Genomic DNA, 14,018 nt, shown 5'->3' with positions numbered 1-14,018 from the left:
GCAACTCGGACGGGTTGATCACGATCCGACGGTAGCCGCCACGGCTGACAGTCGCGACACCCATTGAGCGCGTTGTGTATGGCGGAACCGCGCCCTCGGGGATGTGGACGGACTCTCCTCGGACCGGCGCACGCATCGGCGTTTCGGCAGCAAAGTAGGTGGTGCCCTTCACCGCAGCGGTCCCCGCACCGATACTCGACACATGCGCAGGGCACAGAACATCGTCGGACTCGGCCTGGTGATCGTTGTCCTGTGCGGGGTGTTCGGGCTGTGGTTGTGGGGCAAACCCCGCAGCACGGTGGCGGTGCCGCCCGCATCGTCCGCCCCGTCGCACGTGGTCCAGACGTTCGCGCAGGCACTCAACGATCGCGACTTCTCCGCCGCGAAGGACCTCGTCATCGGCGACCGGGTCGGCGTCGATTCCAAATGGTGGGATCTGCACGGTCCACGTGTTGAGGACCTACAGATCCTCAAGACCGGCGCGGTCACCACCGGAGCCCAGTGCGGCAGCGAGGCCGCGGTGGCGTGGAAGAAGTGCGTCCAGGTCCGCACCGAAGCGACCTTCAAGCACGTGAAGGGCGTCACCAACGCGAACAAGCCGGATCACGAGCGCTGGACCTACTACTTGGTCCGCAACACCGGTTCCGAGCGCTGGCGGATCCTGGACTGGGGCAAGGGATAACTCTGGCTCGACTCCTCGCAGCCCGGTAATAACCCGACCCAGTGTCAGCTCGCGCACGCTCCGCGGCGCCGATCCGGCCACACCTCGACACCGGGGAGACCCGTGCACACCCCGGCACGCCATACCCGGCCACACCTCGACACCGGGGAGACCCGTGCACACCCCGGCACGCCATACCCGGCCACACCTCGACACCGGGGAGGCCCGTGCACACCCCGGCACGCCATACCCGGCCACACCTCGACACCGGGGAGACCAGTGCACGCCCCGATCCGGTCGGGCCTTCGGCCAGACGAGCCGCGCGCCATACCGCGCGATGTGTATGACACGAGCGCGCCACTCAGCCGTTCGGGACGTTGGCCTCGAGGTCCCGCAGCCACGCCGCCGCGTTGCCGTCGCTGGGGGCACGCCAGTCGCCGCGCGGTGAGAGCGCACCACCGGCGACTACCTTCGGGCCGTTGGGCAGCGCGGACCGCTTGAACTGGTTCAACGCGAAACGCTTGAGGAACAGCTCCAGCCACGACCTGATCTCCGGCAGGTCGTATGACGTGCGGCGATCTTCCGGGTAGTCCGGCGGCCACTCCCCCGCCCCGGCGTCGTGCCACGCGTGCCAGGACATGAACGCGATCCGGCTCGGCCGCATGCCGTGCCGCAGCGTGTGGAAGAGGTTGAAGTCCTGCAGCGCGTAGGGCCCGATGGCGTCCTCGGTCGACTGCGGCTTCTCGTCCTCGCCGGCCGGCACCAGCTCGGGGCTGATCTCGGCATCCACGATCGTCTGCAGCGTGGCGCTGGCCGCCTCGTCAAAGTGTCCGGCACCGATGACCCAACGGATCAGGTGCTGGATCATCGTCTTCGGGACGCCGGCGTTGACGTTGTAGTGGGACATCTGGTCGCCGACGCCATACGTGCACCAGCCGAGCGCCAGCTCGGACAGGTCGCCCGTGCCGAGCACGATGCCGCCCTCCTTGTTGGCGATCCGGAAGAGGTAGTCGTAGCGCAGGCCGGCCTGGACGTTCTCGAACGTCACGTCGTAGACCGGCTCTCCATCGCCCGCCGGATGCCCCATGTCGCGCAACATCTGCGTGGCCGCGGGCCGAATGTCCAGCTCCTGGAACGAAACTCCCATCGCCTGTGCGAGGTCGGTCGCCGCGGTCTTGCTCGCGCTGCCGGTCGCGAAGCCGGGCATCGTGTAGGCGAGTATGTCGGTCCGTGGCCGCCCGAGCTCGTCCATCGCCCGCGACGCCACCAGCAGCGCGTGCGTCGAGTCGAGACCACCGGAGACCCCGATGACGATCTTCGGTCCACCGATCGCGGTGAGCCGCTGCTTCAGCGCGGTCACCTGGATCGTGTAGGCCTCGTAGCAGTCCTGCGCGAGGTGCGCGAGGTCGTCGGGGACGAACGGGAAACGCTGGATCTTGCGCTGCAGGCCGATGTCGTCCCGCGGCGGATCGAGCCGGAACGTAACCGTCCGAAAACCACTGGCCTCACGATGAGTTCGTGCGTTGTCGGCGATGGAACCGTCACGCAACCGCTCCTGCCGGATCCGGTCCAGGTCGACGTCAGCAACCGTTCGGGTCGCTTCCTGCGGGAACCGCTCACCCTGTGCCAACACTCCACCGCACTCGTGGATCATCGTCATGCCGTCCCAGGACAGGTCCGTCGTCGACTCACCGACGCCCGAGGCGGCATAGACGTATGCCGCCAGGCATCGCGAACTCTGCGCGGCCGCCAGCGCGCGGCGTTCGGCGGCGCGGCCTACGGTGATCGGGCTTCCGGAGATGTTGACCAGCACGTTCGCACCGGCGAGGGCCGCGACCGACGACGGCGGGATCGGCACCCACATGTCCTCGCAGACCTCGACGTGCAGCGCCAGCGAGGGCAGGTCCTCGGCCGCGAAGAGCAGATCAGGGCCGAACGGCACGGTGCCCCCGGCGATCGCGATCGACTCCCCACGCTGGTCGTCCCCGGGTGCGAAATAGCGCTTGTCGTAGAACTCTCGGTAGTTGGGCAGGTAGCTCTTCGGCGCCACCCCGAGCACGCGGCCGCGATGGATCGCGACCGCGCAGTTGTAGAGACGCAGACCCTTCCGCACCGGCGCGCCGACGATCACCAGCGGCAGCAGATCGGTTGTGGCAGCGGCGATCCGACCGATCGCGCGCTCGACATCCTCCAGCACCGCATCCTGCAGCACGAGGTCGTCGATCGCGTAACCGGTCAGACTCATCTCCGGGAACGCAGCGACCGCAACAGAATCCGCGTCGCACCCGTGGATCTGCTCGATGATCGTCGCGGCGTTGGTGTCCGGGTCGGCTATCGCGGTCGGGACCGTGCACGCAGCGATGCGCGCGAAGCCCTGGTCGTATGCCGAGTAGAAGTTCATACCTGCAGTCTGGCAGCACGCCATACCGGTGTGACCGGATCCTCACGACGTGGCGCTTCTCTCGCCTCGGCACGCTGTCATGCTGAACGAATGCGCATCCCCGGTTGGCTCCGAGTCGCGTTCGCGATGTTCGTCGTCGGTTGGGGCGCCAACCAGTTCACCCCGCTGCTGCTGGTTTATCGCGCGACCGATCACTACTCCCAGACGCTGGTCACGTCGATGTTCGCGGCATACGTGCTCGGCCTGGTGCCGGCGCTGCTGATCGCCGCCGAGCTCGGCGGCCGCTTCGGGCATCGCAAGGTGCTCCGACCGGTGATGGTGCTGACGATCCTCGCGTCGCTGCTACTGGCGATCGGCGACCATTCGCCCGCTCCCCTGTTCATCGGGCGGGTCCTGTACGGCGTCTGCACCGGCGCCGCGATGGCACCGGGTACGACCTGGGTGAAGGAACTGTCCGCCGATGCCCCGGTCGGGACCGGCGCCCGCCGGGCCGCGATCGCGCTGTCCGCGGGCTTCGGCGGTGGCGCGTTCCTGGTCGGGTTCATGGCGCAGTGGCTGCCGGCGCCGAAGGTGTTGCCGTATGTCGTGCACATCGCGCTCACCGTCGTCGCGGCGGTCTTGGTCTGGAACGCGCCGGTGCCCGAGCGCGCTGCTGCGGTCCGGACCCGGGCGGGGAATCCGACGCAGCGGGACGGTCGTCATTACGCCCTGAGCGGCCACTTCTGGTCGCGGATCGGGCCGATGGCGCCGTGGGTCTTCGCGTGCCCGGCGATGAGCATGGTCATCCTGCCGACGTTGATCAAGGACGAGATCTCCGGCGCCGCAGTCGCATTCACCGGTCTGCTCTGTGGCCTCACGCTCGGCACCGGTGTCCTCGTCCAGCAGCCGGCGCGCAGGTTGGAGTCGCTGCACCCCGGCCTGGTGACGGTGCTCGGCATGGCCAGCACACTGCTCGGCGTGCTGCTGACCGCCCTGACGGTCGGCCACGGCTCGGTGACGCTCGTGATCGTGGCCTCCGTCGTGCTCGGCGCGGGTTACGGACTGAACCTGGTGGGCGGCCTGAGCCGGGTCGAACACATCGCCCCGGCAGGCGAACTCGCGATGACGAATGCGGTCTTCTACTCGCTCACCTACGTCGGATTCGCCGTGCCGACAGCAGTGTCGGTGCTCGTCGACCGTTGGCCGGAGACCGACGTGCTACTCGGCCTCGCCGTCGTTGCCGTCCTCAGCCTCGGCGCCGGCGTGCTCGCGCAACGGGCTGCGCGTCCCGCGACCGTCTAGGGTGTTTCGCATGCGGGAGGAAACGCTGACCGACCCGGAAGGTCTGCTCGTCATACCTGAGAAGCATTGCGGGACAGGCGTGCTCACCATCGGCGGATCCAGTGGACGCATCAACGCCGACCGCGCCCGCCTGCTCGCGTCGCACGGAGCGCTGGCGATGTCGATCCGGTGGTTCGGCGGACCGGGACAACCGAGTGGACCACGACTGGTGCCGTTGGAGACGTTCACCGAGGCACTCGCTCGGCTGGCGCCCGAGTGCGACCGGCTGGTCATCTCCGGACTGTCGTTCGGCGCCGAAGCTGCCCTGCTCGTCGCCTCGTATGACGAAAGAGTCGACGGCTGCATCGGATTCGCGCCCAGCCCGGTCGCGTGGAGCTTCCTCGACCCGGACGGCTCACAGGTGTCGCACTGGACGCACGGCGGGCGCCCGGTCCCAAGTGTCCCGTTCGACACGACCTGGGAGCCCGACAGCGAGCCCCCGGCATACGTGGGCATTTATCGGCAAAGCATGCGGGTGGCGGACCCGGAAACCGTTGCCAACGCGACGATCGCGGTCGAACACGTCGATGACCTGCTGGTGGTTGCCGGCGGCGACGACCAGGTGTGGCCGTCGGTCGAGTTCGCCGAGCGGATCGTCAGTCGTCGGAGGGAGCACGGCCTCGAGACCACGAGTGTGACGACGCCCGATGCGGGTCATCGGACCCTGTTGCCCGGCGAAACACCCGTCACCGCAGGGATGTCCATGCGTCGCGGCGGCACCGACGACACCAACCGCGAGCTGGGCCGGCTCGCCTGGCCGGAGGTCACCCGCATCCTCCGCACTCGCTGAGCCCCCTCTCGCCGAGAGGACAGGCGACGTACCGAGAGGACAGGCGATTCCGGCCTCAACGGCCGGAATCGCCTGTCCTCTCGGTACTTGCCTGTCCTGTCGGCAATCAGTGGTTGGTCCAGTCCGTCCCGAACCACCGCTTCGCACGGCTGGCTCCGAAGTGCGCCTTGCGTTCGCGCATCTCCTGCGAGGGCGCGTCGAAGGTCCCCACCGGGGTCTCGCCACTGCGGAACGTGACCTCGACCCTGCCGATGCGGTCGTCGCCGAACTCGACGAAACACAAGCCTGTTCCGTCGTATGTCGCTTCCGGGGCCACCCTGCGATGACGCGCTATCAACCGATCCGCGACCGCTCTGGCCTGGCGTTCGGAGAAGACACCGGCCTTCGGCGTGCCGACACTGGTCACGTCCCCCACGGCATACACGTCGGGGAACTTCGTCTCCAGCGTCAGCGGGTCGACCGGGATCCAGCCATCCACGCACATCCCTGACTCCGCCACCACCGCAGGAACCCGGTGCCTCGGCACGCCCAGGAAGAGGTCGAAGGGCAGCTCACGCCCGTCCGCCAACACGGCGACGCGGCGTTCCGGGTCCAGAGTGCGCACCAGCGAGTCCGGTGACCAGGTGATGCCACGTTCTCCGAAAGCCGTGAGCAATGCCTCGGACGCTCCTGGCGACGGGGGTATCGGGCTGCCGAGCGGCATGACCAGCGAGATGTCGCTCTTGTCCCGCAGACCGCGCTCGACCAGGAAGTCGTGCAGCATCAGCACGGTCTCGCTCGGCGCGGGTGGGCACTTGAACGGCGTCGACGTCACGCCGACGATCACCCGGCCGCCAGTGAAGGAGTCCAGCACCTCAGCGGCCGCGAAAGCACCTGCGGGCGTGTAGAACTCGTGGCCTGCCTCAAGCAGTCCAGGCGTTGCCGCCGGGTCCAGATCGGCCCCTAGCGCGACGACCAGCACGTCGGCGTCGAAGCGGCCCGCATCGGTCTCGACACTCCGTCCGCCGGGGTCGATGGCGCGAATATCGGCCTTTACGAAGCGAACTCCCGGCATGACGACGTCGGCGTACGGGTGGCGCACCGCATCAGCCGTCGTGCGGCCGAACATCACATCCAACTTCGAGAAGCCCATGACGAAGTCGTCGGCCTTGTCGATCAGCACGACGTCAGCGTCGTCACCAAGCTCCTCCGACAGGCGGGTCGTCAACTCCAACCCACCAAAACCTGCACCCAGCACCAGAACTCGCATAGCTCCCTCTCCCCGGTCGGTAGGAGGCCGGCGTGACGGTCGAGTCCGGCGCAACGTCGTGAGTCGCCCCACCGTAACCGTGCGGCGGTCAGCAGCGGTCCGATATTCCGACGATCCGGACTCTCGACAGTGGGTGAGCCTCTCGGCGAAGGGGCTCAGCGGCGGTGCTCGAAGACCGGGTCCTCCCGCTTCAGGCCGGCGGTGCGCGCGATCTTGGAGTTCTTGCCGAGCAGCAGCATCGTCTGCTCCCAACGCTCGCGCGCGAAGGTCCGGCGCGGGGACGACCGCCAGGTCTTGTCGAAGAGCCGCTTGGCCGCCACCAGCGCATCCGGCGAACGGTCGGTCAGGGACTCGGCGAGCGCGCGAGCGGCGTCATACGGCTCGGCGTGCACCTGACCGACCAGGCCGAGCCGCGCAGCCTCCTCGCCGCTGATGATCTCGGCCGTCATGGTGAGCCGCTTGGCCGTCTCGATGCCGACCAGCTCCGACAGCGCGCGCACGCCCGTCATGTCGGGGATGAGACCCCACTTGCCTTCCAGGACAGACCATTTCGCATCCGGGGCGGTCACCCGCAGGTCCGCTCCGAGCGCGATCTGCAACCCGCCGCCGTAGCAGTGCCCGTGGACGGCGGCGACGACCGGCACCGGCACCCGGCGCCACGCCCAGCACGCCTCCTGGAAGACGTTGGTCCCCCGCCACGGTCGCGGCAGCATGCCCAACGGCAGTTGCTTGGGGTCGGCGGTCACCGTCTTGAAGTCGAGCCCGGCGCAGAACGAGTCACCGGTGCCGGACAGTATGACGGCCCGGATCTGCTTGTCACCACGCAGTTTTCGCGCGGCGGCGGCGAGATCGCGGAGCATCGGCAGGGTTAGGCCGTTCAGCTTGTCCGGCCGGTCCAGTCGGACGTCGGCGATTCCGCCCGCGACGGTGACATCGATGTTACTCATGAGTAGAGCGTAGTCGTGTGATCACGAACCCGCCGCGAGACGTTCCAGTTGTTCCGCTTGCCAGCGGTGCGCGCCCGCCTCGTAGGCCACGATCGTCACGAACGGCGCCGCCATCGTCAGCAGGAGACTGATCGAGATCGGGGCGCCGACCGCGGCCAGCACGATCGCGGCGACCAGCAGCGCCGCGGTGACGCCCGCGTTGATCAGGTGCAGCGGATCGACGCGGCCGATGAATGCGTCGTGCAGGGCGTAGACCCCGGCGAGGTAGATCGCGACAGGAACGGTCAGCAGCACGACCGCCGCCGTCTCCCCCAGGTGCGTGTCGCCCTCGAGGAAGAGACCGAGGATGTGCAGTCCCGCGCCCACCGCGGCGATCGCGACGAAGACCAGGATGTGGCCGTACCCGAAGAAGTAGCCGTAGGTCGGCCGATGCTTCAGGAACGTCCCGAACGGCATCATGAAATAGACCCACCACATGCCGAAGGTCAGCCCGATGCCGGCGATCACCACCGCGACGGCGTTCCAGCTCCAGTTGTCGCCGGCCTCGCCACCGAGCAGCCCCTGGGAGGACCCGATGGTGCCGACGATGCCTTCGCCCAGCGTGATGATCGCCAGCAGGCTGTAGCGCTCGGCGATGTGGTCGGGGTGCCAGGGCGTCGCGTTGGCGCCGCCCTGCGCCAGGACCGGGATCAGCAGCTCCGCCGCTCCGAGGCACACACCGATGACGGCCGTCACCACCAACGGCATCGGAACGAACCCGAAGACCACCCAACCCGCTTGCACGATGAGCATCCAACGGATGTTGCGCAGCGCGACGAGTCGGTAGTCCGGTGACTGTCGTGACGCCCGCCACCACTGCGCGGCCAGCGGGATGCGCATCACGACATACCCGATGACCATCAGCCGGGTGTCGACGTGGTGACCCTCGTCGATCGAGTGGAACATCGGCGCCAGCCCGAGCGCGAACACGACGACGCCGACCATGGTGAGCATGGTGAGGATGCGATAGAGCCAGTCGTCGGTGTCGAAGGACGACGCGAACCAGGTGAAGCTGATCCAGGCCACACAGATCGCGAACATCGCGAAGAGGAACGCCAGAACACCCTTGCCGATGTGCCCCTCCGCAGTCATCTCGGCGAAGCGCGACGCCGAGGTGCCGACGGCCACCACGAAGATCAGGTCGAAGAGCAACTCCAGTGGAGTGGACGCCCGCTCACCCTCGCGCGGGTCTCGACCTCGCATCGGGGTGAGTCGACGACGGAACCCGGACGGCGACGGAGTACTGGTCATGCAGGCATCCTGACAGGATGCGGCCCTAGGAGGCGGCGTCGATCGCGACCGGCGCGTTGTTCTCCCAGGCGTATGGCGTCATCTCGGTCAGGCCCGGCGAGTAGGCATGGACGGTCACGGCGAAGCCGTCCCCGACGTTGGTGACCTCGTGCGCCGTCTGCGGTGTGATGGTCGTCTCGTCCTCTGCGCGCAGCTCACGCCACTGCTCGGAGCCGCCCTTCCACTGTCGCTCGATCAGGTCACCCTCGACGACGACCATCGCCCCTGCGGCCGCACCGTGGTCGTGCCAGCCGGTGCTGGCGCCGGGCGGCCAGTTGACCACCCAGACCTCGAGGTGTGGAGTCTTCGTGAGCTGGTGCCGCTGACGCTCCGTGCCGTCCGGCTTGACCGCACTGACGGCGGCGCCTTCACGCGCGAAAAGCTTTGCCATACGGGCGAGTTGATCGCTGGTGAAGTCCCGGACGCCGGGTGAAGCAGTTGTCATCGAAGTCTCCGTGAAGGAATGAAGGACGCGCCTCAGTGGGGCGCTGTGGTCTGCGGCGAGCTGAGCGAAGGTCGGCTCAATAGCGGCAGACATGCCACGTCGCAATGCGTCGCCGGTCGGCGAGGCGCATGCGGAGCGTGACGTGCGAAGACATGCCACAAGGACAACATGAGGTGAGCGGGTTTGCCAAACACAATTCCCGCAGTCTTGTATGACGAGATCACTTTTCACATTTTGGACACACGGCTGCAAAGCGCCGTCCGGGGCATGGAAGGATCCACGGCCCGCGTTCGTTGTGGCAACTGACGGCGACCGACTGGCCGCCGACCGCCACCGTCGACCAAGGAGCGAGAACGATGGCCACCAAGACCCTCACGACCGACACCTTCACCCAGGAGGTCCAGTCCGACGGCATCGTGCTGGTCGACTTCTGGGCCGACTGGTGCGGTCCGTGCAAGATGTTCGCGCCGATCTTCGAGGATGCCTCGGAGAAGCACCCGGACCTGACCTTCGGCAAGGTCGACACTGACGCCGAGCCGGCCCTCGGCCAGGCACTGCAGATCACCTCGATCCCGACGCTGATGATCTTCCGCGACGGCATCCGAGTCTTCGCCCAGGCCGGCGCGCTGCCCGGACCCGAGCTCACCTCGCTGATCGACCAGGCACGCAAGTTGCCGATGGACGAGATCCGCGCGCAGATAGCCGAGGAAGAGGCCAAGCAAACGGGCGCCGAGCCGGGCGAGCAGCAGGGCGAGCACCCGGACAGGCAGTAGCGCTCCCATCGCGAGTGACGGCTCTCTCGCCGAGTGACGGTCGAATTGGACCGTCACTCGGCGAGAGAGGCCGTCATTCGGCAGGTTTGGGGTCAGACTTCGGGGCCGCCGGGGTTGCAGCGGGTGTCGTACATCTGCTGCCCGGACACGACCGGTCGCCACGGCTCGAGGTTCCAACTGGGCTTGTTGGGTGCCGCCAGTCGCGCGAACGCCCAGTGGCAGTCGAATTGCGCTCGCATGCCTCGGCTTCCGGCATCGGGCGCCTTGCGCAGCACCTCGCGCCACGCCTCGGCGCCCGCGTCGTCCGCGGTCGCCACGCGGCCGTTCGCGGTGGGATAGACCTGCAGGCTGCGACCGCTCGGCAGACTGACCCACACCACCCTGGCGATGTATGGCGGGGGCGTCGCGTTGGTCGTCGAACTACTCGGCGGCACAACGGGTTTCGTGGACGATGATGCCGCGGCCGACGTCATGACTCGCGGCGCGGCAGCCGACGACCGGGTCGGTTCGGCGTCACTCCCGCACCCGGCGACGACGCCGAGCAACAGGATCGTCATACCGACGCGGACGTAGTGCACACCGGCATTCTCGCCGACTGACGCTCGAAGCACCGAGTGACGCACTGCAGGTGCGTCACTCGGTGCTCGTTGCGTCACTCGAGCGGCGTCACTTCGCGGTGATCGAGGTGTCGTCCACGACGAAGGACGTCTGCAGGTAGGAGTCCTCGTTCATCACGAACTTCAGCGTCACCGATTTGCCGGCGTATGCCGACAGGTCGACCGACACCTGGTGCCACGTGTTGTCCGCATTGACGTTGCTGTAGGACTTCAGCACCGTGGTGGTGCCTCCACTCACAGCCTGGACCTGCATCTTGTCGTAGGCGTAGGAACGGGAGGACTCGCTGGAGTCGATCCGCACCCAGTAGGACAACGTCGCGCTGGATCCGGCCGGGATCGACACGGTCTGCGACTCGTTCTCGGATGCGGTCTGGCCGTTGCCACCGAGCCACATCTTCCAGGAACCAGTGTGCGCGGCACGCCCGCTGTTGTTGGTGATCGGGCCCGCCGTGCCGGTCCAGTCCACCGCACCGGACTCGAACCCGGGGTTCTTCAGCAGGTTGTCCCCGGTGGGCGGGTTCGGGTCGCTGCCGCCTTCGCACGAGGCCGAACCGGCCGGCACGGCAATGGCGTTGAAGGATGCCTCGACCGTCTTGCACTCCGCGCTGGAGGCGCCATACAGCTCGATGGCGGAGGTGATCGCGCCCTCGCGTGCCGCCTTGTAGTTGGAGTTGCTCGTCAGCTTGGTGGTGAGGGTCCGGAACCAGATCTTCTCCGCCTTGTCGTGTCCGATGCCGGTCACGGTGCTGCTGTTGCAGGTCGGGCTGTTGTAGCTGACGCCGTTGATCGTCTTGGCTCCCGAGCCCTCGGATGCCAAGTAGTACCAGTGGTTCAGGGGCCCGGAGGAGTAGTGCGGGTCCAGGTTGCCCAGCGTGCTGCTCCAGCAGTCCTTGCTTGCGCCGTCCTTGCTCGGCTTGTCCATGTAACGCAGCGGCGCGCCGTTGCCGAAGAGGTCGACCTTCTCCCCGATCAGGTAGTCGGGGGTGTCCGCGGTGTTGTTCGCGTACCACTCGACCGCGGTGCCGAAGATGTCCGAGTTCGCCTCGTTCAGACCGCCGGCATCGCCGTAATAGACCAGCCCGGCGGTGTTCTCGGTGACACCGTGGCTCATCTCGTGTCCGGCGACATCCAGCGCGAGCACCGGATGGGCGTTGTTGGTGCCGTCGCCGTAGCTCATCTGCTGGCCGTCCCAGAAGGCGTTCGCCATCCCGTCGGCGAAGTGCACCCGCGAGCGCGAACCGCGGCCGTCGTTCCAGATGCCGTTCCGGCCAAGCACGTTCTTGTAGTAGTCGAACGTCTTCTCCGCGCCGTACTGCGCGTCGACCGCGGCGCTCGCGCGGTCGGAGTTGCTGCCGTTGCCCCACGCGTCGTCACTGTCCAGGAAGAGGTCACCGGCAGGCCCGGTGCCGGTGTTGGGGTCACCCTGGTTGTGCACGTCGGTCGTGTAATTGCCTGCGGCGTCTGTCATTTCGTAACCGCCGCCACTGTGTGCCTTGGTCCCGATGGTCACGTCGCCGACGTAGATGCTGCGGCCGGTGCCGGTCTCGATCTCGTCGTCCACGGCGAGGACCTTGCCGTTGTGAGCGTCGACGTAAGTGTGCGTCCGGGTGGGCACCTTGTCGGCGCGGACGCCCTCGACATACACGTCGTAGGCCAGGCGAGGTGCACCCTTTCCGGCGAAGATCACCAGGGTGGAGTCCTTCTTCGATGTCTTGACCGCGTCCGTATGGCGCCTGCCGGTCGCCTTCGCCTCCGTCTGCGAGTAGGTCGGTGTCACGGAGGTGACCGCGACCTTGCCGGAGGCGTTCTTGCGGATCTTGCCGACGTGACCGCTCTTGCTCTTGGTGACGATCAAGTCACCGCCGACGACCTGCAGACCCTTGTAGGTGCGCTCGTAGTGGACGTGCGTGCTGCCGTTCTTGTCTGTGACGACGTTGCGCAGGACGAGCTTCTCGTCGCTGCCCAGACCCAACGCGTCATGGTCGGCGTTGATCGACGCCTTCGCCGTGGTTGCGTGCTGTATGGCGGAAGGGTTGCTCGCGAGCGCGGGCGGCATACTCATGCAGACTGCGGTGACGAGGGCGGCGCCCAGCGCACCACTGGTGACGGACTTCTTCACGGGGTTCTCCTTGAGAAGGGTGCTCGCACGGGGTGGTGGCGAGCACTGCGGGAGAACTTTCGCGGCACGGCGTGACGCCGTGCCAGTGCGCTGGCGAAATCATGACCGTAAGCCGGTCAAACCTTTAACGCTTCCACACCATTCACTGGTCGAAAGCTGGATCTTTCCTGTGCCTTGTCGGGCGAAGACGCCGACGCAACGACCGGGTGTGGAGCCCGGTACTTCACGCCGACGTCCGTGTGGCAGGCTGCCGGCGGCGCGCCGCCCCGTCGCCATACATCGGCCTCTAAACTTCGGTGGCCGGGGCCGACCGGATCGGCCGGGCGATTGGTCGACGAAGCGGGAGGTGGATCGGTGGCGGGGACCGAACCCGAATCCGCCAGTTTCCCGCGCCCTCGGCGCGGCCCCGAGCCGCAACGACTGCTGACCATCCTGCTCGGCGACTACTGGTATTGGCGACCCGAACCTCTGCCGTCCCGGGCACTGGTCGCGCTGCTGGCCGAATTCGAGATCACCACCGTGAGCGCTCGGGCAGCGCTGCGGCGACTCGCCGAACGCGGACTGGTGCGCCGCACCCAGATCGGCCGGACGACGTCCTATGGGGCACCGACACGATCGACCGAGGAGATCGTCACGCGGCTCAAGGAACTCTTCGCCGCCGACGACGAGGAGCCCTGGGACCGGCGATGGACCGGTGTCGCGTTCTCAGTCCCCGAGGATGACCGCGACTCACGACGCAATCTGCGGGATGACCTGCGGTTGTTGGGTTTCGGGCCGGTGTTCGACGCGCTGTGGGTGCACGCCCGGGACCGCCGACGGGAAGCAGCCGCGGTCCTCGACCGGCACCACGTGTCCACGTCGGGTGTGTTTCACACCGAGATCGAGGGTATGCCGGGAGAGGACATCGTCGCCCGGGCGTTCGACCTGGCGCCGGCCGAGCATCGCTATCGGCGCTTCATCGAGATCTATGAGCCGATCCGGCAGCGGATGCACGGGGGCGAGATCGCTCCGCGGGAGGCTCTGCGTGTGCGCACCGAGATGTCCGCCCGCTGGCGCCAGGCGGAACTCGTCGATCCCCGGCTCCCCCGCGAGCTCGCGCCCGCGGCCTGGCCCCGTGATGCGGCAAGGGATTGCTTCGTCGACATCTACGACACCCTCGGCCCGCTGGCAGCAGGACGATTCCGGCAAGTGGTCGCCGAGACCGATACCGGCCTCGCCGAACTGGCCACCTTCCACACGTTCCTGTCGGTGCGGGACCTTCCAGCGGACGGCGTACCTCCGCGCGCAGAGGAGACTGCCCATGAGCGGGCGACGCGCGACCGCAATGCGCGGGCGCTACGCCGCCCCGGCCGCGACGACAACTGACC

Annotated in this window: 12 protein-coding genes; 5 read left to right on the top strand and 7 right to left on the bottom strand. The window is 67.5% G+C overall.

The window, feature by feature from the left end; translation table 11 throughout:
• The first annotated feature begins 202 nt into the window (after positions 1 to 202).
• Positions 203 to 682, top strand: a complete 480-nt coding sequence (locus IEX71_RS06650; protein ID WP_188836195.1) for a hypothetical protein — start codon at positions 203 to 205, stop codon at positions 680 to 682.
• A 340-nt stretch (positions 683 to 1,022) separates the two neighbouring features.
• Here IEX71_RS06650 and IEX71_RS06645 read toward each other — a convergent pair whose 3' ends face one another.
• Positions 1,023 to 3,062 carry an NAD(+) synthase gene (locus IEX71_RS06645; RefSeq protein WP_188836194.1) on the bottom strand — a complete coding sequence of 680 codons (2,040 nt, stop codon included), beginning with the start codon at positions 3,060 to 3,062 and terminating at the stop codon, positions 1,023 to 1,025.
• A gap of 90 nt (positions 3,063 to 3,152) precedes the next feature.
• On the opposite strand from IEX71_RS06645, the gene IEX71_RS06640 reads away from it, so the two are divergent.
• Together IEX71_RS06640 and IEX71_RS06635 are read left to right on the top strand one after the other, a co-directional pair.
• Positions 3,153 to 4,343, top strand: a complete 1,191-nt coding sequence (locus IEX71_RS06640) for an MFS transporter (protein WP_188836193.1) — start codon at positions 3,153 to 3,155, stop codon at positions 4,341 to 4,343.
• Between the two features lie 10 nt (positions 4,344 to 4,353).
• Positions 4,354 to 5,172 (top strand): alpha/beta fold hydrolase, encoded by an 819-nt coding sequence (locus IEX71_RS06635; protein ID WP_188836192.1) that lies wholly within the window; start codon positions 4,354 to 4,356, stop codon positions 5,170 to 5,172.
• A gap of 106 nt (positions 5,173 to 5,278) precedes the next feature.
• Here IEX71_RS06635 and IEX71_RS06630 read toward each other — a convergent pair whose 3' ends face one another.
• The 4 genes from IEX71_RS06630 to IEX71_RS06615 form a co-directional block, all read right to left on the bottom strand.
• Positions 5,279 to 6,421: an NAD(P)/FAD-dependent oxidoreductase gene (locus IEX71_RS06630; protein ID WP_188836191.1), complete on the bottom strand. Its 1,143-nt coding sequence runs from the start codon at positions 6,419 to 6,421 to the stop codon at positions 5,279 to 5,281.
• A gap of 155 nt (positions 6,422 to 6,576) precedes the next feature.
• Positions 6,577 to 7,368 (bottom strand): crotonase/enoyl-CoA hydratase family protein, encoded by a 792-nt coding sequence (locus IEX71_RS06625; protein WP_188836190.1) that lies wholly within the window; start codon positions 7,366 to 7,368, stop codon positions 6,577 to 6,579.
• 21 nt (positions 7,369 to 7,389) lie between these two features.
• Entirely contained in the window at positions 7,390 to 8,610 is a 1,221-nt protein-coding gene (locus tag IEX71_RS06620) for a low temperature requirement protein A (RefSeq protein WP_188836189.1), read from the bottom strand.
• A 73-nt stretch (positions 8,611 to 8,683) separates the two neighbouring features.
• Positions 8,684 to 9,142, bottom strand: a complete 459-nt coding sequence (locus IEX71_RS06615) for a cysteine dioxygenase (RefSeq protein WP_188836188.1) — start codon at positions 9,140 to 9,142, stop codon at positions 8,684 to 8,686.
• Between the two features lie 356 nt (positions 9,143 to 9,498).
• Between IEX71_RS06615 and trxA the strand changes: the two genes are divergently transcribed.
• Positions 9,499 to 9,915: a thioredoxin gene (gene trxA / locus IEX71_RS06610; protein WP_188836187.1), complete on the top strand. Its 417-nt coding sequence runs from the start codon at positions 9,499 to 9,501 to the stop codon at positions 9,913 to 9,915.
• A gap of 92 nt (positions 9,916 to 10,007) precedes the next feature.
• On the opposite strand, the gene IEX71_RS06605 is transcribed toward trxA, so the two are convergent.
• Positions 10,008 to 10,493: a DUF2599 domain-containing protein gene (locus IEX71_RS06605; protein WP_229749529.1), complete on the bottom strand. Its 486-nt coding sequence runs from the start codon at positions 10,491 to 10,493 to the stop codon at positions 10,008 to 10,010.
• A gap of 88 nt (positions 10,494 to 10,581) precedes the next feature.
• Entirely contained in the window at positions 10,582 to 12,651 is a 2,070-nt protein-coding gene (locus IEX71_RS06600; RefSeq protein WP_229749528.1) for a M4 family metallopeptidase, read from the bottom strand.
• A gap of 354 nt (positions 12,652 to 13,005) precedes the next feature.
• Here IEX71_RS06600 and IEX71_RS06595 point away from each other — a divergent pair, with 354 nt between their 5' ends.
• Positions 13,006 to 14,016: a PaaX family transcriptional regulator gene (locus IEX71_RS06595; RefSeq protein ID WP_188836186.1), complete on the top strand. Its 1,011-nt coding sequence runs from the start codon at positions 13,006 to 13,008 to the stop codon at positions 14,014 to 14,016.
• The last annotated feature ends 2 nt before the right edge of the window (positions 14,017 to 14,018 follow it).

Origin of the sequence: Flexivirga endophytica (genome assembly GCF_014640635.1) — a bacterium.
In the GTDB taxonomy this organism is placed as follows: Bacteria; Actinomycetota; Actinomycetes; order Actinomycetales; family Dermatophilaceae; genus Flexivirga; species Flexivirga endophytica.
Note: the sequence above shows the minus strand (reverse complement) of the source record. Positions and strands in the feature narration are given on the sequence as shown.